Below are 20,064 nucleotides of genomic sequence, written 5' to 3'. Positions count from 1 at the left end.
TAGGAGGTTACGCTTTTGATCGACGTAAATAAGTTTGAAAGTATGCAAATAGGTCTAGCCTCGCCCAACAAGGTTAGAAGTTGGTCTTATGGTGAGGTTAAGAAGCCTGAGACCATCAACTATCGTACTTTAAAACCTGAAAAAGACGGTCTGTTTGATGAAAGAATCTTCGGACCAACCAAAGACTGGGAATGTGCCTGTGGTAAATACAAACGTATCCGTTATAAAGGAATTGTTTGTGATCGCTGTGGTGTTGAGGTTACGAGCTCTAAAGTTCGGCGCGAGCGGATGGGTCACATCGAGCTTGCTGCACCAGTAACACACATCTGGTACTTCAAGGGTATCCCTAGCAGAATGGGACTTGTACTTGATATGAGCCCACGCTTACTTGAAGAGGTTATCTATTTTGCAGCATACGTCGTAATCGACGCTGGTGATACTGACCTTGAGGATAAGCAGCTGCTTACTGAGGCAGAATACCGTGAGAAACGTCAACAATTTGGTAATGCGTTCAACGCTAAGATGGGTGCTGAAGCAATTAAAGAGTTACTCCATAATGTTGATCTAGAAACAGAAGTTAAAGATTTAAAAGAAGATTTAAAGAGTGCACAGGGACAGAAACGGACTCGTGCAATTAGAAGACTGGATATTCTTGAGGCCTTCAGAAGTTCTGGCAACAAGCCAGAGTGGATGGTCATGGATGCCGTTCCAGTAATCCCACCAGATCTTCGGCCAATGGTCCAACTTGAAGGTGGCCGTTTTGCCACAAGTGACCTGAACGACCTGTACCGTCGTGTTATTAACCGGAACAACCGTTTGAAGAGGTTGCTTGACTTAAATGCACCAAGTATTATCGTCCAAAACGAGAAGAGAATGCTCCAAGAGGCTGTAGATGCCTTGATTGATAATGGTCGTCGTGGACGTCCAGTTGCCGGTCCTGGTAACCGCCCATTGAAGTCATTGTCCCACATGCTAAAAGGTAAGCAGGGACGTTTCCGTCAGAACCTACTTGGTAAGCGTGTTGATTACTCCGGTCGTTCGGTTATCGATGTTGGCCCAACTTTAAAGTTCTATCAATGCGGTCTTCCTCGTGAAATGGCGCTCGAGTTGTTCAAGCCTTTCGTGATGCATGAACTTGTCGCTAGAGAAATTGCTTCAAACATCAAAAATGCTAAGCGTAAGATTGATCGTCAGGATAATGAAGTTTGGGATGTCTTGGAAGATGTAATTAAGGAAAGACCGGTTCTTTTGAACCGCGCACCTACGTTGCATAGACTTGGTATCCAAGCATTTGAGCCTGTGCTAGTTAGTGGTAAGGCAATTAGATTGCACCCACTCGCAACAGAAGCTTATAATGCCGATTTCGATGGTGACCAAATGGCCATCCATGTTCCGTTGTCAGATGAGGCACAAGCTGAAGCAAGAATGCTAATGCTTGCTGCGCACCACATCCTAGCCCCTAAAGATGGTCGACCAATCGTTACACCATCTCAAGACGTTGTGTTAGGTAACTACTTCTTGACACAAGAGCAGAAGAATCGTGAAGGCGAAGGAATGATTTTCAATTCGACTGATGAGGCAACAATTGCTTACCAAAATGGTCAAATTCACTATCATTCAAGAATTGGTATCTCGGCTGCTTCAATGCCGGAGAAACCATTCCCAGCGGGTAAAGAGAACGAAGTAATGGTTACTACCTATGGTAAGGCCATCTTTAACCAAATTCTCCCTGCTGACTTCCCTTACTTAAACGAACCGACTACAGATAATCTTGTTAATGGTACGCCTGCTAAGTATTTCTTGAATGAAGGTGAGGATATCCATGATAAACTCGCTGAGATGGAACTTGTAGGTACCTTCAAGAAGGGCTTCTTGAGCGATATCATTGCCCAAGTGTTTAAGATTTACAAGGTACAACGTACTTCTGAGTTACTTGATGATATGAAGCAATTAGGTTATGAGATTTCTACTATTTCCGGAATCACCGTTGGTGTGGCCGACGTGCCAACATTGAATGAAAAAAAAGATATCGTTAATGAGGCACATAAGAAGGTTGCCACTGTATCTAAGCAATTCCGGCGGGGATTAATCACCGATGAGGAGCGCCATGATAGAGTAATCAGTATCTGGTCTGACGCAAAGGATACTATTCAACAGAAATTGGTTGATAGTTTCGATTCAAACAACCCAATCTCGATGATGAGTGATTCTGGTGCCCGTGGTAACGTATCTAACTTTACGCAACTTGCTGGTATGCGTGGTCTGATGGCCGCACCTAATGGCGGAATGATGGAAGTTCCCGTTACCTCGAACTTCCGTGAAGGTCTGTCAGTTCTCGAAATGTTCATGTCAACCCACGGAGCAAGAAAGGGAATGACCGATACGGCACTTAAGACTGCCAACTCAGGTTACCTGACCCGTCGTTTGGTTGACGTTGCCCAAGATGTCATTGTGCGTGAAGCAGACTGTGGCACTGACCGTGGTTTGAATGTCAGCTCAATCACTGAAGGTAACGAAATGATTGAACCATTGTTCGATCGCCTGGTTGGTCGTTACACACAGAAGACTGTCTTTAACCCAGAAACACACGAAGAAATCGTGGGTAGAAATGTTCTACTTGACGAAGACTTAGCACAACAAATCGTTGATGCTGGTGTGCAGATGGTTACAATTCGCTCCGTCTTCACTTGTAACACTAAGCACGGTGTCTGCCAGAAATGTTATGGTAGAAACCTTGCTACTGGTGAAGAAGTTGAAGTTGGTGAGGCAGTTGGTACTGTTGCTGCACAATCAATCGGTGAGCCAGGTACTCAATTGACTATGAGAAACTTCCATACCGGTGGTGTTGCTGGCGGTGAAGATATTACTCAAGGTCTTCCTCGTGTTCAAGAAATTTTTGAAGCACGTAACCCTAAGGGTCGCGCAACGATTACAGAAGTTACCGGTGTAATTTCTGCCATTGAGGAGAACCCAGCAGAGCATACCCGTGAGATTACCGTTGAGGGTAAAACCGATACAAGAACCTACAGCGTTCCTTACACAGCCAGCGTGGCTGTCGCTGAGGGTGACACGATTCACCGTGGTGAGAAGTTGACTATTGGTTCGATTGATCCAAAGGAACTGATTCGTGTCAGAGACGTCCTCTCAACTGAAAACTACTTACTCGACGAAATTCAAAAGGCCTACAGAATGCAAGGTGTTGAAATCTCAGATAAGCACGTTGAGGTAATGGCACGTCAAATGCTTAGAAAAGTACGGATTCTTGATCCAGGTGAGACCGATATCTTGCCAGGTACTCTCATGGATATCCGTGAGTTCACTGACCGTAACCGAGAAACTATCATTAGTGGTGGCATTCCAGCTACTGGTCAATCAGTACTGCTTGGTATCACTAAGGCTTCACTTGAAACTAACAGTTTCTTGTCTGCCGCATCATTCCAAGAAACGACACGTGTCCTAACAGACGCATCAATTCGTGGTAAGAATGATCCACTGATTGGCTTGAAGGAGAATGTCATCATTGGTAAGATCATCCCAGCTGGTACAGGTATGCCTGTCTACCGTGAGATGGAGCCAAAGGTTAAAACTAATAAGCCAGAATCAGTGTACTCAATCGCTGATATCGAGAAAGAAATGGCTAAGAACGAACAAGAGTAAAAGTTAATAGCTAAATTAAGTCAAAATCGCAGAGATGTGGTTTTGACTTTTTTGATTTGCTGGTAATTATTTACTCAGACAGAGATGATAATTGCCCGAATGATGAGATGAAGGACTAAGCCATGAAAGAGTGCCGGGATGAAAGCAACACGCTGAGCTCGTTTAGTAGTTGGCTTGACTAGTAATGGGATGTTGGTCGCGATGACGATGACTGATGCCAGCAAAAGCACCCGATTTGCGACCGGGAAATCTGTAACCAATCCCATGATGAAATAAACCAGTAGGTCACCAACGCCCAGTTGCTTTTTGAAAACAAGCCAGCCTAGAGCAAGTGCGGTGACGGTCCCAAACAATAGGATTATCTGGTCCGGTGGATTAGTGAACAATCGGACCATCCCAACTGCTAATGGCGCTAGCAACAGGTTTAAGTCAAACTCTTGCTGACGCCGGTCCTGCAGTGCTGCGATGCCGACAAAGAAGAGGAGCGTGCCATAGCCTAGTTGAGTTGTAATTGGCAGTTCAAGGATATAGAATAAAGTACCAATTAAACCACCACAGAGCTCTGTCATAAAAAGCGCGCCTGGAATCTGTGCATGACAATTGCTACAGCGACCGCGTAATAAAACGAAGCTGATGATGGGAATTAGGTCGAACCAGGAGATAGGCTGCTGGCAGTTCTGGCAACGTGATGGCAGGCTAACGAAGTCCTCCGCGCGCTCCAACCGTTCAAAGACGACGGCGGCGTGCGATGAGATGCAACAGCCAATAAATGCGTAAATATAAATCATATTTCAACCTCCACTTAATAAATACGTCAAAACTGGTCTTTTTCATTTTTCAATATTGACGATTGGTGGAAATCGTGGTAAATTAGTGGACGTGCTTAATTGCAATGGACATCCTTGAGCTCAAAAAGAAACTCCTGGATGTGTGAACAAAAAATAGGAGGAATCACTTTCATGCCAACAATTAATCAATTGGTTAGAAAAGGCCGTAAGTCAAGAACTTCAAAGTCTGACTCACCTGCCTTGAACTTTGGATACAACAGTAAGAAGAAAACATTAACAGATAACCCAGCACCACAAAAGCGTGGTGTTGCAACTCGTGTCGGTACTATGACACCTAAGAAGCCTAACTCAGCTTTGCGTAAGTATGCTCGTGTGCGCTTGTCAAATCTGATTGAAGTTACCGCTTATATTCCTGGTATCGGTCATAACCTCCAAGAACATAGTGTTGTCTTAATCCGTGGTGGACGTGTAAAGGATTTACCTGGTGTACGTTACCATATCATCCGTGGTGCTCTTGATACTGCTGGTGTTGATGGTCGTAAACAAGGTCGTTCTAAGTACGGTGCAAAGAAAGCTTAATAGCAGAAAGGAGATCAGACAATGCCAAGAAAAGGTAACGTTCAAAAGAGAGATATTTTACCAGATCCAATTTACAACTCAAAATTAGTTTCAAAGCTTGTAAACCACTTGATGTACGATGGTAAGAAAGCAAAAGCTTCTTATATTCTGTATGACGCATTCAAAATCATCGAAGAAAAGACAGGTAAGAATCCTGTTGATGTTTTCGAAGAAGCAATGAATAACATCATGCCAGTACTTGAAGTTAAGGCTCGCCGTATTGGTGGTTCTAACTACCAAATTCCGATCGAAGTTCGTCCAGAAAGAAGAACTACATTAGGTCTCAGATGGCTTGTTAGTTATGCAAGACTTCGTAACGAGCACACAATGGATGTTCGTCTTGCTAACGAGATTATGGATGCTGCTAATAATACTGGTGCAGCAGTCAAGAAACGTGAAGATGTACATCGGATGGCTGAAGCTAACCGTGCATTCGCTCATTACCGCTGGTAAGATAATTTCTTTTGAAAGGAGAATAAGTACATGGCAAATAAACGTGAATTTCCGTTAGATAAAACACGTAATATCGGTATCATGGCCCACATCGATGCCGGTAAAACCACTACTACTGAACGTATTTTGTACTATACTGGTAAAATCCACAAGATTGGTGAAACCCATGATGGTGCTTCACAAATGGACTGGATGGAACAAGAACAAGAACGTGGTATCACTATCACATCTGCTGCCACAACCGCTCAATGGAAGGGTAACAGAATCAACATCATCGACACCCCAGGACACGTTGACTTCACGATTGAAGTTGAGCGTTCGCTCCGTGTACTTGATGGCGCAATCACTGTGCTTGATGCACAATCAGGTGTTGAACCCCAAACTGAAAACGTTTGGCGTCAAGCAACTACTTATAGTGTTCCTCGTCTTGTTTTCGTTAACAAGATGGATAAGATTGGTGCAAACTTTGACTATTCGGTGGGGACTCTCCACGAACGTCTGATGGCTAACGCACATGCTATCCAAATGCCTATCGGTGCTGAAGATCAATTCGAAGGTGTCATTGACCTAATTGAGATGGTTGCTGATATCTACGATGAAGATGAATTAGGTTCAAAATGGGATACTGTTGAAGTTCCCGAGCAGTACCTTGAGGAAGCAAAGAAGCGTCGTTCTGAGCTGGTTGAAGCTGTTGCTGACGTTGACGATGACCTGATGGAAAAATATCTGGAAGGTGAAGAAATCACTATTCCTGAACTGAAAGCCGCAATTCGTCGTGCTACTCTTGCTTTGAAGTTCTTCCCAGTTCTTGCGGGTTCTGCCTTCAAGAATAAGGGTGTACAAATGTTGATGGATGCGGTTATTGACTACCTACCATCACCACTTGATGTTAAGCCTTACCATGCAAAGGATCCTAAGACGGAAGAAGAAGAAGATCTGATGGCTGGCGACGATAAGCCATTCGCAGCTCTTGCCTTCAAGATTGCAACTGACCCATTCGTTGGTCGTTTAACATTTATCCGTGTCTACACTGGTACGCTTGAAGCTGGTTCATATGTGATGAACGTTTCAAAGAACAACCGTGAACGTGTAGGACGTCTGCTCCAAATGCACTCAAATCACCGTCAAGAGATTCCTGAAGTTTTCTCTGGTGATATCGCAGCTGCAATTGGTTTGAAGAACACGACAACTGGTGACTCATTGACTGATGTCGATCATCCGTTGATTCTGGAATCACTTGAAATTCCTGACCCAGTTATCCAAGTTTCAATCGAGCCTAACTCAAAAGAAGACCGTGATAAGCTCGATGTTGCCATCCAAAAGCTTGCTGAAGAAGATCCAACTTTCAAGGCAGAAACTAACCCTGAGACAGGTGAAACTCTGATTGCCGGAATGGGTGAATTACATCTGGACATCATGGTTGACCGGATGAAACGTGAATTTAAGGTTGATGCCAAAGTTGGTGCACCTCAAGTTGCCTACCGTGAAACATTTACTAAGCCTGCACAAGCACAAGGTAAGTTCGTGCGTCAATCAGGTGGTAAAGGTCAATATGGTGACGTTTGGATTGAATTCACACCAAATGAAGAAGGAAAAGGTTTCGAGTTTGAGAATGCCATCGTTGGTGGTGTTGTTCCTCGTGAATATATTCCTTCTGTAGAGCAAGGTCTGAAGGAATCAATGGATAATGGTGTTCTTGCCGGATATCCATTAATTGACGTTAAGGCTAAGCTATACGATGGTAGTTACCATGAAGTCGATTCATCAGAAGCTGCCTTTAAGGTTGCCGCTTCTATTGCATTGAAGAATGCTGCTAAGAAGGCTGGTGCCGTAATCCTCGAACCAATCATGAAGGTGGAAGTTGTTGCCCCTGAAGAATATCTTGGTGATGTTATGGGTCAAGTAACTGCACGTCGTGGTCGTGTTGAGGGTATGGAAGCACGTGGTAATGCGCAAATCGTTAACTCATTTGTGCCTCTATCAGAGATGTTTGGCTACGCAACAACATTGCGTTCAGCAACTCAAGGACGTGGTACTTTCACAATGGTCTTTGATCATTACGAACCAGTTCCTAAGTCTATCCAAGAAGATATCATTAAGAAAAATGGCGGCAAACCTGCCGAAGATTAATTGATAATCTCGAACAGTCTATAAATTAGAAATCATCCTACTTAGGTAGGGTGATTTTTTTATTCACAAAAGTGTTGCCTATTTAATCATAAAATCCGTATAATTGTCCTATAAATTTGTCTTGGTTTTGGCGCTTAATGATGATTCTAATTATCCGACTATAACGAGAACTCATATAGGTAGTGGATTAAATGGACCGACTATTAATGATTTGGCTGGTATAAATCACCTTTATTAGAATGGAGAACAAAAGTATGTTTAAAAGAAGAAATATCTTTATAAGTGTTTCGGTAATATTTACCCTTGGTGCACTAACACTTTTTTATGGGACCCCAAATAACACTTCGATTCAAGCTTCTCCCGAACACACTGGTGTAAAACAAGCGACACAGACGAAATTTAGTTATCACGAGCAAGTCAATATTGACAGCGAATTGTTGCAGTCAAATATCCCACATAATTTCCAAGAATTAATTGAATCTGGCGAATTGGCATTTGTTGGTAAGGTTAAGGCGCTTGAAGACAAACCCTACCTCGGAGTGACAACAGCAGCCTACACTATGGCTACAATCAATGTTACTCAGGTGTTGAATGGCGACCAATCATTCATTAATTGAGATATTAAAATTTTATTTGCAGGTGGAAATATCAAGAAAAGTGATCTCTTCAAAAGTATTGCAGATAAAGATGGTTTAACTAAGGAAGAAAAGAAAGAACTAAAAATAAATGTACTTGTCACGGCCAAGTATTCATATTCACCACTCCCTAAGATGGGTAAAACCTACGCAATAGTCGCATCAAGGGCACCACGGGGCGCTAATAATATTGATGAAGAATATTATATGTCAGTTTACGCTGGTAGTAGTATCTTCGAACAAAATAGTAGTGGTAAATTTAAGCGGGAAAAAATGCCAAAATCGCATGGTGACGGCCAAGGTCATTCAACCAATGCACCGTCTATTCTTGAAGATAACTCTGCGGAGGAACAGATGACTAATTTGGTAGCTGAAAAATAAAAATTAACCAAACTAATTGGATATCAAACAGGTTCTCCGCGAATGCTTGGTCAAAGACCAAGTTTTTTTGTTGAAAAAGGGCAAAAAGTCTTGTAAATTCGGCTCAAATGCATTATTATATTACAAGTGTTGATTTTACCGAGGGGTGAACTATGCCCTAGTAAGCCGGCACAACGACAAAGCGTTGACGCGAGAGATTGCGGCACACCAGGATGCATTGCCACGCAGGTGTCCGGTAACTTTCGTCGAGCAAGTTATCTTTTAAAAAGAAACGAAGGAGGTTTTCAAATGGCAAGTCAAAAGATTCGTATCAGATTAAAGTCTTACGAACATGGTATTCTCGATCAATCTGCAGCTAAGATTGTGGAAACAGCAAAAAGAACTGGTGCTGAAATTTCAGGTCCAATTCCTTTGCCAACAGAACGGACACTTTACACGGTGCTTCGCTCACCACATAAGCACAAAGATTCTCGTGAACAATTTGAAATGCGCACTCACAAACGTCTTATCGACATCGTGAACCCAACACCTAAAACTGTTGATTCATTGATGAAGTTAGACTTACCAAGTGGTGTTGACATCGAGATCAAATTATAATTTTCAAATAAAAAATGGAGGTACATCATGACCAAAGGAATCTTAGGCAAAAAAGTTGGTATGACGCAAATCTTCACTGAGGACGGTACATTGGTACCTGTAACTGTTGTTGAAGCTACACCAAACGTAGTTCTTCAAGTTAAGACAGTTGAGAGCGACGGCTACGAAGCTGTTCAACTCGGTTACCAAGACGTCCGTGAAGTTCGTCAAACAAAACCAGCTAAGGGACATGCTGCTAAAGCAAACACTACACCTAAGCGCTTCGTTCGAGAAATTCGTAATGTTGAGCTTAGTGAATATGAAGTAGGCTCAGAAGTTACGGTTGACACATTTAAGGAAGGTGACGTAATCGACGTTACTGGTACTACAAAGGGTCATGGTTTCCAAGGTAACATCAAGCGTTGGGGACAATCACGTGGACCTGAAACCCACGGTTCAAGATATCACAGAATCCCAGGTTCAATGGGTGCTGTTATCAACCGTGTGTTCAAGGGTAAGAGATTGCCGGGCCGTATGGGTGGCAAACGCGTGACTATCCAAAACCTTAGTGTTGTTAAGGTAGTTGCCGATAAAAACGTAATTTTGGTTTCTGGTAATGTTCCAGGAGCAAAGAACTCATTAATCACAATCAGATCAGCTGTTAAAGCTGCTAAATAGGAAGGAGGACTACAATGGCTAGTATTAAAGTTTTAGATCAATTAGGTAAAGAAGCTGGCGAAATGACATTGAACGATGATGTTTTCGGTGTTGAGCCAAATGAAAATGTCTTGTTTGATGCAGTAATCATGCAAAGAGCTTCCCTTCGCCAAGGTACACATGCTGTGAAGAACAGATCTGCTGTACGTGGTGGTGGCCGTAAGCCTTGGAGACAAAAAGGTACAGGTCGTGCCCGCCAAGGTTCTATCCGTTCACCTCAATGGCGCGGTGGTGGTATCGTCTTTGGACCAACTCCAAGATCATACAGCTACAAGTTACCAAAGAAGGTCCGTCGTTTAGCTATCAAGTCAGCTCTTTCACAAAAAGTGCTTGACGAAAGTTTAATCGTCTTAAACAAATTAGCATTCGAAAGTCCAAAAACTAAGGAATTTTCAGCAGTATTGAACAACTTAAATGTTGACACAAAGACACTTGTTATCGTCGAAGACGACAACATGAACGCTGCTTTATCAGGTCGTAACTTAGCTAACACTAAGGTATTACCAGCAAAAGGCTTAAACGTTTTAGATGTTGTCAACTATGACAAGTTAATCATCACTCAAGATGCTGTTAAACAAATTGAGGAGGTATTAGCATAATGAATGCACGTGATATCATTTTAAAGCCAGTAATCACTGAAGATTCAATGAATCTGATGGAAGATGGCAAATACACTTTCGACGTTCATACCGATGCCGATAAGACTCAAGTTAAAAACGCAGTTCAAGAAATTTTTGACGTCAAGGTTAAATCAGTTAACATCATGAACGTTCGCGGTAAGAAGAAGCGCGTTGGTCAACACGTTGGCTTAACTCGTCGCCGTAGAAAAGCTATTGTTACTCTAACTAGCGATTCTAAACAAATTAAAATCTTTGAAGATTAATAAATAATAGGAGGTAAATCAATTGGCTATTATTAAATATAAGCCAACGACCAACGGTCGACGGAATATGACTGCATCTGATTTCGCTGAAATTACAGCAACAAAGCCTGAGAAGACTTTGCTTGAATCAGAAAGCAAAACAGCGGGTAGAAATGCCCACGGTCATATCACTGTTAGACATCGTGGTGGTGGCCATAAGCAAAAGTATCGTGTAATCGACTTCAAGCGTAACAAAGACGATGTTAAAGCAGTCGTTAAGACGATTGAATACGATCCAAATAGAACAGCAAATATTGCTTTGCTACACTACACTGATGGTGTAAAGACTTACATCCTGGCCCCTAAGGGCCTTGAAGTAGGACAAGTTCTTGAATCTGGTGCAAACGCTGATATCAAGGTAGGTAACGCATTACCACTTGCAAATATCCCCGTTGGTACAACAATTCACAACATCGAAATGAAACCTGGTAAGGGTGCTCAATTGATTAGATCTGCTGGTACTTCAGCTCAAGTTCTTGGTCATGAGGAGAAATACACACTTATCCGTTTGAATTCCGGTGAAGTTCGGATGATTTTATCTGCAGCCCGTGCAACAATCGGTGCCGTTGGTAACGAACAACACGAATTAATTAAGATTGGTAAAGCTGGCCGTACTCGCTGGATGGGCGTTCGTCCAACAGTTCGTGGTTCTGTCATGAACCCTAACGATCACCCACATGGTGGTGGTGAAGGTAAAGCACCAATCGGTCGTCCATCTCCTATGTCACCATGGGGTAAGAAGACGATGGGTGTTAAGACTCGCGATAAGAAGGCTAAGTCAGAAAGACTCGTTATTCGTCATCGTAAGGGTAAATAATAGTTAACTAAAGGAGGTCCAAATAAATGAGCCGTAGTATTAAAAAAGGTCCATTTGCAGATGCGCATCTTTTGAAGAAGATCGATGCTCAAGCTGATCAAGAAAAGAAGCAAGTTATTAAGACATGGTCTCGTCGTTCAACTATTTTCCCTTCATTTGTAGGTTTTACAATAGCTGTTTACGATGGCAGAAAACATGTTCCAGTATTTATTTCTGAAGATATGGTTGGTCATAAACTTGGCGAATTCGTGCCAACAAGAACCTTCCGTGGTCATTCAGGCAACGACAAAAAGACAACAGGTAAGTAGAAAGGAGAAACAATCTGATGGCAGATCAAATTACATCAGCTAAAGCTGAAGGTAGAACGATTCGCATCGCAGCCCGTAAGGCCCGCCTAGTTGTGGACTTAATTCGTGGCAAGAGCGTTGCAGAAGCATTCGCAATTCTTGAGTTTACTCCAAGAGCAGCATCTCCAATTGTTGAAAAAGTTTTGAAATCAGCAGTTGCTAACGCAGAACACAATTACGATTTAGAGTCTGCAAACCTTTATGTATCTGAAGCATACGTCAACGAAGGACCAACTCTTAAGAGATTCCGTCCACGTGCCAAAGGAATGGCTTCTCCAATCAACAAGAGAACTAGCCATGTCGTAGTCGTAGTTTCAGAAAAGGAATAGGAGGGTTATTCAATGGGTCAGAAAATTAACCCAATTGGTTTCCGTGTCGGAGTAATCCGCGATTGGGAAGCTAAATGGTATGCTGACAAGGATTATGCTGATAACTTAATTGAAGATATCAAAGTAAGAAAGTATATCGAAACTAAGTTGGCAGAAGCTTCAGTATCACAAGTAGAAATTGAACGTGCTGCAAATAAAATCAACGTTTCTATCCACACCGCTAAGCCTGGTATGGTTATTGGTAAAGGTGGATCAGAAGTTGAAAGTTTGAGAAAAGAACTTAACAACTTAACTAACAAACAAATTCACGTAAACATCGTGGAAGTTAAACAACCCGATCTTGATGCTAAATTGGTGGGTGAAGGTATCGCCCGTCAACTAGAAGCTCGTATTGCTTTTAGACGTGCACAAAGACAAGCAACTACACGTACTATGCGTGCGGGAGCAAAGGGTATCAAAACACAAATCTCAGGTCGTTTAAACGGTGCTGACATTGCGCGTAAGGAATGGCATACAGAAGGTACAGTTCCTCTTCACACTTTGAGAGCTGATATCGACTATGCTTGGGTTGAAGCAAGAACCACTTATGGCCAACTTGGTATTAAAGTTTGGATCTACCGTGGTGAAGTTTTACCTGCACGTAAGAATGTTGCAGCAAGTACTGATCAGAAAAAGAGCGTGAAAGGAGGAAACTAATCATGTTAGTTCCTAAACGTGTAAAACACCGTCGTGAGTTCCGTGGTAAGATGCGCGGAGCTGCCAAAGGCGGTAAGAATGTTGATTTCGGTCAATATGGGTTAGAAGCATTAGAATCTCATTGGATTACTAACAGACAAATCGAGGCAGCTCGTGTTGCTATGACGCGTTATATGAAACGTGGTGGTAAAGTTTGGATTAGAATCTTCCCACATAAGTCATACACTGCTAAGGGTGTTGGTGTTCGTATGGGTTCTGGTAAAGGTGCACCAGCAGGTTGGGTAGCACCAGTTAAAAGAGAAAAGATCTTATTCGAAATTGGTGGCGTTTCTGAAGAAGTCGCACGTGAAGCATTAAGACTTGCATCACACAAATTGCCAATCAAGACTAAGTTTGTAAAACGCGAGGAAGTAGGTGGCGATTCTAATGAAGGCTAATGAAATCAAAGATTTAACCACTGCGCAAATGTTGGACAAAGAAAAGCAATACAAAGAAGAACTCTTTAACTTGCGTTTTCAACAAGCTACTGGTCAATTGGAAAATACCGCTCGCTTGAAACAAGTTCGTAAAAATATTGCCAGAATCAAAACTGTTCTACGTGAACAAGAATTGAATAAATAGAAATGGAAGGGAGTCATTAACTTGAGCGAAGCTACTGAAAGAAATAGTCGTCACGTCTATCAAGGTCGTGTTGTATCAGACAAGATGGACAAAACAATTACTGTTGTTGTTGAGACTTACAAGACACATCCTGTCTACAAGAAGCGTGTTAAATATTCTAAGAAATATTACGCACACGACGAAAGCAACGAAGCAAAAGTTGGAGATATTGTTCGCATTATGGAAACCCGACCATTATCTCGTTCAAAACGTTTCCGTTTGACAGAAATCGTTGAAAAGGCAGTTATTATTTAGTTTTTGAATAAGAGCGAAGGGAGGAACACATTGTGATACAACAAGAAAGTCGTTTGAAGATTGCCGATAACTCTGGCGCTCGTGAAATCTTGACTATCAAAGTACTTGGTGGTTCAGGTCGCAAGGTTGCGAATATCGGTGATGTCATCGTTGCTACTGTTAAACAAGCAACACCAGGTGGCGTTGTCAAAAAGGGTGACGTTGTTAAGGCTGTTATCGTTAGAACAAAGTCAGGTGCGCGCCGCGAAGACGGATCTTATATCAAATTTGATGAAAATGCTGCAGTACTGATTAATGCAGATAAGAGTCCTCGAGGAACACGTATTTTTGGACCTGTCGCACGTGAATTACGTGAGCATGATTTTATGAAGATCGTATCTCTTGCTCCTGAAGTATTATAAAAACATTTATTACAGGGAGGTGCACTGATGTTTGTTAAAACAGGTGACAAAGTTAAAGTTATTGCCGGTAAAGACAAAGGTAAAGAAGGCACGATTTTAAGTGTCAATAAGAAGAATAATAAAGTGGTTGTTGAAGGCATCAATTTGGTCAAGAAGCATCAAAAGCCTTCACAGACCAACCCAAATGGCGGAATCAACGACCAAGAAGCAGCAATCGATGCTTCAAATGTAATGTTGATTGATCCAGAAACTAACCAACCAACTAGAATCAGTCATGAAGTGATTGATGGCAAAAAAGTTCGTGTTGCTAAAAAATCTGGCAAGGCTATTGATAAATAAGGAAGGGAGGACAACAAGTGACTAATCGCTTAAAAGAAAGATATACTGCTGAAATCGTTCCATCATTGATGAAGAAGTTCGAATATTCTTCAATCATGCAAGCACCTAAGATTGAAAAAATCGTGTTGAATATGGGTGTTGGTGACGCAGTTTCAAATGCTAAGAATCTTGACGAAGCCGTTGAAGAGTTAACTCTGATTTCGGGCCAAAAGCCAATGATTACGAAAGCTAAGAAATCTATCGCTGGATTCCGTTTACGTGAAGGTATGTCAATTGGTACTAAGGTTACACTACGTGGTGAACGTATGTATGACTTCTTAGACAAATTGATTAGTGTTTCTCTTCCTCGTGTGCGTGATTTCCACGGTATCAGCGCAAAAGCTTTTGATGGTCGTGGTAACTACACTCTCGGTGTAAGAGAACAATTGATTTTCCCAGAAGTTGATTATGACAAGGTAAACCGCGTTCGTGGTTTGGACATTGTTATCGTTACGACTGCTAACACTGACGAAGAAGCACGTGAGCTTCTGACTCAAGTTGGTATGCCATTCGCAAAATAATTGGAGGAAATTTAATTGGCTAAGACATCACAAATTGTAAAAAACCACCGTCCAGCTAAATTCTCGACGCAAGCATACACAAGATGTGAGAGATGTGGTCGTCCACACTCTGTATATCGTAAATTCAAGTTATGCCGTATTTGCTTGAAAGAATTGGCACACAAAGGACAAATTCCAGGTCTTAAAAAGGCAAGCTGGTAATATTAATACTTGAAGAAAAGGAGGCATTGGCTCTATGGTCATGACAGATCCAATCGCAGATTACTTAACAAGAATCAGAAATGCTAACATGGCAAGACATGATTCCGTTATGATTCCTGCATCAAACATCAAGAAGTCTATCTCTGAAATCCTGAAACAAGAAGGATTTATCCGTGATTACGAAGTTTCAGAAGACAATAAGCAAGGAATGATCAAGGTCTTCCTGAAATATGGTCGTGAAAACGAACGTGTTATCACTGGTTTAAAGAGAATATCAAAACCAGGACTTAGAAGTTACGTTCCAGCTGATAATGTGCCAAAGGTATTGAACGGTCTTGGGATTGCAATTATCTCAACATCTAATGGCGTTATTACTGACAAAGAAGCAAGACAAAAAAATGTTGGTGGCGAAGTGCTCGCCTACGTTTGGTAATATCTAAATCATCAAAGAAAGGGGCAAAATAATGAGTCGTATTGGTTATAAATTAATTGAAGTTCCTGCAGCTGTTACAATCACCAAGAATGGTGACGATGTGACTGTTAAGGGACCTAAAGGCGAATTGACTAGACATTTTGATCCTAAAATTACGTTTGAAGAAAAAGATGGTCAAGTTCGTTTCGAACGTTCATCTGAATCTGACAAGGCTTTACATGGTACTATGAGAGCAAACCTTGAAAGTATGGTTGTTGGTGTTACCGATGGTTACACCAAGACACTTAACCTAGTTGGTGTTGGTTACCGTGCCCAATTACAAGGTAAGAAGTTAGTTCTTGCCGTTGGTTACTCACATCCTGTTGAATTCGATGCTCCTGAGGGTATTGAAATTCAGGTACCATCTAATACTGAAATCGTAATTTCAGGTATCAGCAAACAAGTTGTTGGTCAATTTGCAGCTGAAATTAGAGATGTTCGTCCACCAGAACCTTATAAAGGTAAAGGAATTCGTTACGCCGATGAAATCGTTCGTCGTAAGGAAGGTAAGACTGGTAAATAGTTAGTAAAATTTTATATGAGGTGAAATTGTGATTTCAAAACCAGATAAAAACAATGTACGTTTAAAACGTCATTCGCGTATTCGTAATAAAATTTCTGGTACTGCTGAGCGCCCACGCTTGAGTATTTTCCGTTCGAATAAAAACATCTACGCTCAATTAATTGATGACGTAGCGGGTGTAACGCTAGCAAGTGCCTCAAGTCTTGATAAGTCTGTTAGCTCAGACGCTACCAAGGTTGAACAAGCAGAAGCAGTTGGTAAATTAATTGCTGAAGCTGGTAAAAAGAAAAATATCACATCAATCGTTTTTGACAGAAGTGGTTACTTATACCACGGCCGTATTCAAGTTCTAGCTGATGCAGCCCGCGAAAACGGATTAGAATTCTAAGAGGGAGGTAAAGTTAATGACAACTCATATCGATCCAAACACACTTGAGTTAGAGGACCAATTGGTTGGTATCAACCGTGTTACTAAAGTTGTTAAAGGTGGACGTCGTCTAAGATTTGCCGCAATCGTCATTGTTGGTGATAAGGCTGGCCACGTTGGCTTTGGTACAGGTAAAGCTCAAGAAGTTCCAGAAGCTATTCGCAAGGCTGTTGAAGATGCTAAAAAGAACTTAATCGAAGTTCCAACTGTTGGCTCAACTATTCCTCATGAAACTGTTGGCCGTTATGGTGCAGGTCGGATTATGTTGAAACCTGCTGAAGAAGGTTCTGGTGTTGCAGCTGGTGGTCCAGTGCGTATCGTGATGGACCTTGCAGGTGTTGCCGATGTTACAAGTAAGTCACTTGGCTCAAATACACCTATTAATGTTATCCGCGCAACGATGGATGGCTTGAAGAGCTTGAATACTAGAGAAGATCTTGTAGCCCTTCGTGGTGCCGATGCTAAGAGTTTACAAAACTAGGAGGAAGAGTAGATGGCTAAATTAAAAGTTACTTTAATCAGAAGCGCTGCTCATCGTCTTCCAGCTCAAAGAACTATTGTTAAAGAGCTTGGTTTGAACCGTGTAAATAGTAGCGTCGTAAAACCCGATAATGCAGCTATTCGTGGCGCATTACTCAAGATTGCGCACTTAATTAGTGTTGAAGAAGTTAAAGATTAATCAAAATAATAAATAAGGAGGTGCGGTTTAATGAAACTTCATGAATTGAAGCCTGCTGAGGGATCACGTAGTGATCGTAAGCGAGTAGGTCGTGGAACTTCATCTGGTACAGGTAAAACTGCTGGTCGTGGTCAAAAGGGCCAACTTGCAAGATCAGGTGGTAAAACACGTCTTGGTTTTGAAGGTGGTCAAATGCCATTATTCAGAAGAATGCCAAAACGTGGTTTCAAGAATATTAACCGTAAAGAATATGCAGTAGTTAGCTTGGCTGACTTAAACAGATTTGAAGAAGGTACTGAAGTTACACCTGCTTTATTAGTTGAAAGTGGATTAGTTAAGAAAGAATTAGCTGGTGTAAAGCTTTTAGCTAACGGTGAGCTTTCTGTTAAGTTGACTGTGAAGGTTAACAAGGTATCAGAGGCTGCCAAAAAGGCAGTTGAAGCAGCTGGTGGAACTATCGAGGTGATCTAATGTTCTCAACGTTGAAGAACGCATTTGCGGATAAAGAGATTAGAAAGAAGATTTTTTTCACTTTATTCATTCTGTTTCTTTATCGGATTGGATCAAATATCACAGTGCCTGGGATTAACGCTGGTGCAATTAGTAAAGTTGCAGAGGTTGGGCTGATTCCAATCCTCGACACCGTTAGTGGTGGCGGGTTGGCTAACTATTCAATCTTTGCACTCGGTGTTTCGCCGTACATTACCGCACAAATCGTTATTCAACTTTTGCAGATGGACATCGTGCCACGATTAGTTGAATGGGGGAAACAAGGTGAGGTTGGCCGGCGTAAGACAAACCAAGTAACTAGATATCTTTCACTCGTTGTGGCGTTTATCCAAAGTATTGGGATTACATTAGGTTTCAATGCTTTGACAAGTGCTGGGCTGGTGAAAGAGCAAACGGTGACCTCATATATTCAGATCGGTATCATTATGACCGCCGGAACCATGTTACTGACTTGGTTAGGTGATCAAATTACTGATAAGGGTCTGGGAAATGGCGTTTCCATGCTGATTTTTGCCGGGATCATCGCTCGTCTACCAAGTGGCTTATATGCACTGATTAAGGAGTACATCATCAACGCGTCAGCTAGTGATCGTACTACTGGAATCATCTTTATCGTTGCTGTCGTTGTAGCTGTCTTATTAGTTACAACTTTCGTCACTTACGTTCAGCAGGCTAATAGAAAGATTCCGATTCAGTATACTAGAAGAGCCGCGGTTAGCGGTTCAGAAAGTTATCTGCCCTTAAAGGTAAACGTTGCTGGTGTTATTCCAGTTATCTTTGCTAGTTCTTTCATTGTGACACCCGCTACGGTTCTGGTTGCTTTCCAATCAAGTTACAGTGATGCAACTTGGTACAAGGTTTTATCAGAAATCTTTAGTTTACAAACGACAACTGGTGCATTGATTTATACATTTTTGATTATCCTCTTTACCTTCTTCTATGCCTTCGTTCAGGTGAATCCCGAAAAGTTGGCGGAGAATTTACAAAAGCAGGGAGCATATATCCCTAGTGTTTGGCCAGGTAAAGAAACCGAAAAATATGTTTCCAGCCTTTTGATGAAGCTGTCAACTGTTGGTGCTGTGTTCCTTGGCCTAGTTGCCTTGCTACCTCAACTTGCATCAAACATCTGGGGTCTACCACAGTCAATTGGCTTGGGTGGAACTAGCTTGTTGATCGTAATCGGGGTTGCTTTAGAAATTTCACGCCAAATCGATGGTTTGTTAATGAAACAAGAGTACGTTGGATTTATTAGATAGGAGCTTATAAAAAATGTTAAACATTATTCTATTAGGTTTACCTGGTGCTGGCAAAGGCACAGCCTCAGCACCGATTATCGATAAATATCACGTGGCTCACATTTCAACAGGGGATATGTTTAGAGAGGCAATGGCCGAAGAAACACCTGTGGGCTTGGAAGCAAAGAAGTATATGGATGCTGGAGATTTAGTTCCTGACGAAGTCACAGCTAAGTTGGTTGAAGAAAGATTACAGAAGTCGGACGTTCTAAATGGCTTTATCCTCGATGGATTTCCACGGACAACTGTCCAGGCTGAGCTACTAGATCAAATTACAGAACGCTTGAATAAGCCTTTGTCTAAAGTGATTAGTATCGACGTGCCAGAAGACATTCTGGTTGAGCGCCTCTCGGCACGCTACATTTGTAAGAATTGTGGTGCGACTTATAACAAGATTTCTAATCCAACAAAAGTTGCGGGAGTATGTGATCGTTGCGGCGGTAAAGAATTTTACCAAAGAGAAGATGACAAACCCGAAGTAGTCAAGAACAGACTTAAAGTTAATAAAGAAATGAACACACCGTTAATTGACTTCTATGATGCCAAAGGTCTGTTGACTCATGTCAACGGTAACCAAGCACCTGAGAAGGTCTTTGCGGACATCGAGGCAGCCTTGGCTGACTAATATTGGTGGCTTGTTCTTTTCAAATTTAACTAAAAAGTGCTATAATTCTCA

General features: G+C 41.9%; 30 protein-coding genes. 29 read left to right on the top strand and 1 reads right to left on the bottom strand.

The window, feature by feature from the left end:
- Positions 1-15 precede the first annotated feature (15 nt).
- Positions 16-3,657, top strand: a complete 3,642-nt coding sequence (rpoC, locus tag LA20533_RS02500; RefSeq protein WP_056946629.1) for a DNA-directed RNA polymerase subunit beta' — start codon at positions 16-18, stop codon at positions 3,655-3,657.
- Between the two features lie 74 nt (positions 3,658-3,731).
- On the opposite strand, the gene LA20533_RS02495 is transcribed toward rpoC, so the two are convergent.
- On the bottom strand, positions 3,732-4,445 hold the full coding sequence (locus LA20533_RS02495; RefSeq protein ID WP_056946626.1) for a prepilin peptidase: 714 nt from the start codon (positions 4,443-4,445) through the stop codon (positions 3,732-3,734).
- A gap of 171 nt (positions 4,446-4,616) precedes the next feature.
- On the opposite strand from LA20533_RS02495, the gene rpsL reads away from it, so the two are divergent.
- The 28 genes from rpsL to LA20533_RS02360 all read left to right on the top strand — a co-directional run bounded on the left by rpsL (position 4,617) and on the right by LA20533_RS02360 (position 20,013).
- Positions 4,617-5,024 carry a 30S ribosomal protein S12 gene (rpsL, locus tag LA20533_RS02490; protein WP_056946623.1) on the top strand — a complete coding sequence of 136 codons (408 nt, stop codon included), beginning with the start codon at positions 4,617-4,619 and terminating at the stop codon, positions 5,022-5,024.
- Positions 5,025-5,045: 21 nt separating this feature from the next.
- Positions 5,046-5,516 carry a 30S ribosomal protein S7 gene (gene rpsG / locus LA20533_RS02485; protein WP_054745330.1) on the top strand — a complete coding sequence of 157 codons (471 nt, stop codon included), beginning with the start codon at positions 5,046-5,048 and terminating at the stop codon, positions 5,514-5,516.
- 30 nt (positions 5,517-5,546) lie between these two features.
- A complete protein-coding gene (gene fusA / locus LA20533_RS02480) occupies positions 5,547-7,646 on the top strand; it encodes an elongation factor G (protein WP_056946621.1) in 2,100 nt (699 codons plus the stop codon).
- A gap of 254 nt (positions 7,647-7,900) precedes the next feature.
- On the top strand, positions 7,901-8,263 hold the full coding sequence (locus LA20533_RS02475; protein ID WP_056946619.1) for a hypothetical protein: 363 nt from the start codon (positions 7,901-7,903) through the stop codon (positions 8,261-8,263).
- Positions 8,264-8,488: 225 nt separating this feature from the next.
- Positions 8,489-8,662 carry a hypothetical protein gene (locus tag LA20533_RS08540; RefSeq protein ID WP_156849155.1) on the top strand — a complete coding sequence of 58 codons (174 nt, stop codon included), beginning with the start codon at positions 8,489-8,491 and terminating at the stop codon, positions 8,660-8,662.
- A 288-nt stretch (positions 8,663-8,950) separates the two neighbouring features.
- On the top strand, positions 8,951-9,259 hold the full coding sequence (gene rpsJ, locus LA20533_RS02470; RefSeq protein WP_054745333.1) for a 30S ribosomal protein S10: 309 nt from the start codon (positions 8,951-8,953) through the stop codon (positions 9,257-9,259).
- A gap of 27 nt (positions 9,260-9,286) precedes the next feature.
- A complete protein-coding gene (gene rplC / locus LA20533_RS02465) occupies positions 9,287-9,916 on the top strand; it encodes a 50S ribosomal protein L3 (RefSeq protein WP_056946617.1) in 630 nt (209 codons plus the stop codon).
- A gap of 14 nt (positions 9,917-9,930) precedes the next feature.
- Positions 9,931-10,554, top strand: coding sequence for a 50S ribosomal protein L4 (rplD, locus tag LA20533_RS02460; protein ID WP_056946615.1), 624 nt, complete (start codon positions 9,931-9,933; stop codon positions 10,552-10,554).
- Positions 10,554-10,838: a 50S ribosomal protein L23 gene (gene rplW, locus LA20533_RS02455; protein ID WP_054745336.1), complete on the top strand. Its 285-nt coding sequence runs from the start codon at positions 10,554-10,556 to the stop codon at positions 10,836-10,838. The genes rplD and rplW overlap by 1 nt, the downstream gene beginning before the upstream one ends.
- Before the next feature lie 22 nt (positions 10,839-10,860).
- Complete coding sequence (gene rplB / locus LA20533_RS02450) at positions 10,861-11,694, top strand: 50S ribosomal protein L2 (protein ID WP_054745338.1); 834 nt, start codon at positions 10,861-10,863, stop codon at positions 11,692-11,694.
- A 26-nt stretch (positions 11,695-11,720) separates the two neighbouring features.
- Positions 11,721-12,002, top strand: a complete 282-nt coding sequence (gene rpsS, locus LA20533_RS02445) for a 30S ribosomal protein S19 (RefSeq protein ID WP_056946613.1) — start codon at positions 11,721-11,723, stop codon at positions 12,000-12,002.
- Between the two features lie 17 nt (positions 12,003-12,019).
- A complete protein-coding gene (gene rplV, locus LA20533_RS02440; protein WP_054745343.1) occupies positions 12,020-12,370 on the top strand; it encodes a 50S ribosomal protein L22 in 351 nt (116 codons plus the stop codon).
- Between the two features lie 12 nt (positions 12,371-12,382).
- Complete coding sequence (rpsC, locus tag LA20533_RS02435; protein WP_054745345.1) at positions 12,383-13,066, top strand: 30S ribosomal protein S3; 684 nt, start codon at positions 12,383-12,385, stop codon at positions 13,064-13,066.
- Positions 13,067-13,068: 2 nt separating this feature from the next.
- On the top strand, positions 13,069-13,503 hold the full coding sequence (gene rplP / locus LA20533_RS02430) for a 50S ribosomal protein L16 (RefSeq protein WP_054745347.1): 435 nt from the start codon (positions 13,069-13,071) through the stop codon (positions 13,501-13,503).
- Positions 13,493-13,687 (top strand): 50S ribosomal protein L29, encoded by a 195-nt coding sequence (gene rpmC / locus LA20533_RS02425; RefSeq protein ID WP_054745349.1) that lies wholly within the window; start codon positions 13,493-13,495, stop codon positions 13,685-13,687. The genes rplP and rpmC overlap by 11 nt, the downstream gene beginning before the upstream one ends.
- Before the next feature lie 21 nt (positions 13,688-13,708).
- Positions 13,709-13,981 (top strand): 30S ribosomal protein S17, encoded by a 273-nt coding sequence (rpsQ, locus tag LA20533_RS02420; protein ID WP_075362785.1) that lies wholly within the window; start codon positions 13,709-13,711, stop codon positions 13,979-13,981.
- Between the two features lie 32 nt (positions 13,982-14,013).
- Positions 14,014-14,382: a 50S ribosomal protein L14 gene (gene rplN, locus LA20533_RS02415; RefSeq protein ID WP_054745350.1), complete on the top strand. Its 369-nt coding sequence runs from the start codon at positions 14,014-14,016 to the stop codon at positions 14,380-14,382.
- A 27-nt stretch (positions 14,383-14,409) separates the two neighbouring features.
- Positions 14,410-14,721 carry a 50S ribosomal protein L24 gene (rplX, locus tag LA20533_RS02410; RefSeq protein ID WP_056946611.1) on the top strand — a complete coding sequence of 104 codons (312 nt, stop codon included), beginning with the start codon at positions 14,410-14,412 and terminating at the stop codon, positions 14,719-14,721.
- Between the two features lie 17 nt (positions 14,722-14,738).
- Entirely contained in the window at positions 14,739-15,281 is a 543-nt protein-coding gene (rplE, locus tag LA20533_RS02405) for a 50S ribosomal protein L5 (protein ID WP_075362784.1), read from the top strand.
- A gap of 15 nt (positions 15,282-15,296) precedes the next feature.
- Complete coding sequence (locus LA20533_RS02400; RefSeq protein ID WP_075362783.1) at positions 15,297-15,482, top strand: type Z 30S ribosomal protein S14; 186 nt, start codon at positions 15,297-15,299, stop codon at positions 15,480-15,482.
- Positions 15,483-15,516: 34 nt separating this feature from the next.
- Positions 15,517-15,915, top strand: a complete 399-nt coding sequence (rpsH, locus tag LA20533_RS02395) for a 30S ribosomal protein S8 (protein ID WP_054745352.1) — start codon at positions 15,517-15,519, stop codon at positions 15,913-15,915.
- 31 nt (positions 15,916-15,946) lie between these two features.
- Complete coding sequence (gene rplF / locus LA20533_RS02390) at positions 15,947-16,477, top strand: 50S ribosomal protein L6 (protein ID WP_054745353.1); 531 nt, start codon at positions 15,947-15,949, stop codon at positions 16,475-16,477.
- Positions 16,478-16,505: 28 nt separating this feature from the next.
- The gene (rplR, locus tag LA20533_RS02385; protein WP_054745355.1) at positions 16,506-16,865 is read left to right on the top strand and encodes a 50S ribosomal protein L18; all 360 of its coding nucleotides are present in this window, start codon (positions 16,506-16,508) and stop codon (positions 16,863-16,865) included.
- A gap of 16 nt (positions 16,866-16,881) precedes the next feature.
- Positions 16,882-17,385: a 30S ribosomal protein S5 gene (gene rpsE, locus LA20533_RS02380; RefSeq protein WP_054745357.1), complete on the top strand. Its 504-nt coding sequence runs from the start codon at positions 16,882-16,884 to the stop codon at positions 17,383-17,385.
- A gap of 12 nt (positions 17,386-17,397) precedes the next feature.
- Positions 17,398-17,583: a 50S ribosomal protein L30 gene (gene rpmD, locus LA20533_RS02375; RefSeq protein WP_054745359.1), complete on the top strand. Its 186-nt coding sequence runs from the start codon at positions 17,398-17,400 to the stop codon at positions 17,581-17,583.
- 30 nt (positions 17,584-17,613) lie between these two features.
- Positions 17,614-18,054 (top strand): 50S ribosomal protein L15, encoded by a 441-nt coding sequence (gene rplO / locus LA20533_RS02370; RefSeq protein WP_054745361.1) that lies wholly within the window; start codon positions 17,614-17,616, stop codon positions 18,052-18,054.
- Positions 18,054-19,349: a preprotein translocase subunit SecY gene (gene secY / locus LA20533_RS02365; protein ID WP_056946609.1), complete on the top strand. Its 1,296-nt coding sequence runs from the start codon at positions 18,054-18,056 to the stop codon at positions 19,347-19,349. The genes rplO and secY overlap by 1 nt, the downstream gene beginning before the upstream one ends.
- A gap of 13 nt (positions 19,350-19,362) precedes the next feature.
- Entirely contained in the window at positions 19,363-20,013 is a 651-nt protein-coding gene (locus LA20533_RS02360) for an adenylate kinase (RefSeq protein WP_056946607.1), read from the top strand.
- Positions 20,014-20,064 lie beyond the last annotated feature (51 nt).

This window comes from Amylolactobacillus amylophilus DSM 20533 = JCM 1125 (assembly GCF_001936335.1).
In the GTDB taxonomy this organism is placed as follows: Bacteria; Bacillota; Bacilli; order Lactobacillales; family Lactobacillaceae; genus Amylolactobacillus; species Amylolactobacillus amylophilus.
This window is presented reverse-complemented; position numbering and strand designations above follow the sequence as displayed.

What these genes read in the sequence shown, in the direction of transcription:
- LA20533_RS02495 (WP_056946626.1), bottom strand. Translation starts at nt 4,445, where the DNA reads ATGATTTATATTTACGCATTTATTGGCTGTTGCATCTCATCGCACGCC.
- rpsL (WP_056946623.1), top strand. Translation starts at nt 4,617, where the DNA reads ATGCCAACAATTAATCAATTGGTTAGAAAAGGCCGTAAGTCAAGAACT.
- rpsG (WP_054745330.1), top strand. Translation starts at nt 5,046, where the DNA reads ATGCCAAGAAAAGGTAACGTTCAAAAGAGAGATATTTTACCAGATCCA.
- fusA (WP_056946621.1), top strand. Translation starts at nt 5,547, where the DNA reads ATGGCAAATAAACGTGAATTTCCGTTAGATAAAACACGTAATATCGGT.
- LA20533_RS02475 (WP_056946619.1), top strand. Translation starts at nt 7,901, where the DNA reads ATGTTTAAAAGAAGAAATATCTTTATAAGTGTTTCGGTAATATTTACC.
- LA20533_RS08540 (WP_156849155.1), top strand. Translation starts at nt 8,489, where the DNA reads ATGTCAGTTTACGCTGGTAGTAGTATCTTCGAACAAAATAGTAGTGGT.
- rpsJ (WP_054745333.1), top strand. Translation starts at nt 8,951, where the DNA reads ATGGCAAGTCAAAAGATTCGTATCAGATTAAAGTCTTACGAACATGGT.
- rplC (WP_056946617.1), top strand. Translation starts at nt 9,287, where the DNA reads ATGACCAAAGGAATCTTAGGCAAAAAAGTTGGTATGACGCAAATCTTC.
- rplD (WP_056946615.1), top strand. Translation starts at nt 9,931, where the DNA reads ATGGCTAGTATTAAAGTTTTAGATCAATTAGGTAAAGAAGCTGGCGAA.
- rplW (WP_054745336.1), top strand. Translation starts at nt 10,554, where the DNA reads ATGAATGCACGTGATATCATTTTAAAGCCAGTAATCACTGAAGATTCA.
- rpsS (WP_056946613.1), top strand. Translation starts at nt 11,721, where the DNA reads ATGAGCCGTAGTATTAAAAAAGGTCCATTTGCAGATGCGCATCTTTTG.
- rplV (WP_054745343.1), top strand. Translation starts at nt 12,020, where the DNA reads ATGGCAGATCAAATTACATCAGCTAAAGCTGAAGGTAGAACGATTCGC.
- rpsC (WP_054745345.1), top strand. Translation starts at nt 12,383, where the DNA reads ATGGGTCAGAAAATTAACCCAATTGGTTTCCGTGTCGGAGTAATCCGC.
- rplP (WP_054745347.1), top strand. Translation starts at nt 13,069, where the DNA reads ATGTTAGTTCCTAAACGTGTAAAACACCGTCGTGAGTTCCGTGGTAAG.
- rpmC (WP_054745349.1), top strand. Translation starts at nt 13,493, where the DNA reads ATGAAGGCTAATGAAATCAAAGATTTAACCACTGCGCAAATGTTGGAC.
- rplX (WP_056946611.1), top strand. Translation starts at nt 14,410, where the DNA reads ATGTTTGTTAAAACAGGTGACAAAGTTAAAGTTATTGCCGGTAAAGAC.
- rpsH (WP_054745352.1), top strand. Translation starts at nt 15,517, where the DNA reads ATGGTCATGACAGATCCAATCGCAGATTACTTAACAAGAATCAGAAAT.
- rplF (WP_054745353.1), top strand. Translation starts at nt 15,947, where the DNA reads ATGAGTCGTATTGGTTATAAATTAATTGAAGTTCCTGCAGCTGTTACA.
- rpsE (WP_054745357.1), top strand. Translation starts at nt 16,882, where the DNA reads ATGACAACTCATATCGATCCAAACACACTTGAGTTAGAGGACCAATTG.
- rpmD (WP_054745359.1), top strand. Translation starts at nt 17,398, where the DNA reads ATGGCTAAATTAAAAGTTACTTTAATCAGAAGCGCTGCTCATCGTCTT.
- rplO (WP_054745361.1), top strand. Translation starts at nt 17,614, where the DNA reads ATGAAACTTCATGAATTGAAGCCTGCTGAGGGATCACGTAGTGATCGT.
- secY (WP_056946609.1), top strand. Translation starts at nt 18,054, where the DNA reads ATGTTCTCAACGTTGAAGAACGCATTTGCGGATAAAGAGATTAGAAAG.
- LA20533_RS02360 (WP_056946607.1), top strand. Translation starts at nt 19,363, where the DNA reads ATGTTAAACATTATTCTATTAGGTTTACCTGGTGCTGGCAAAGGCACA.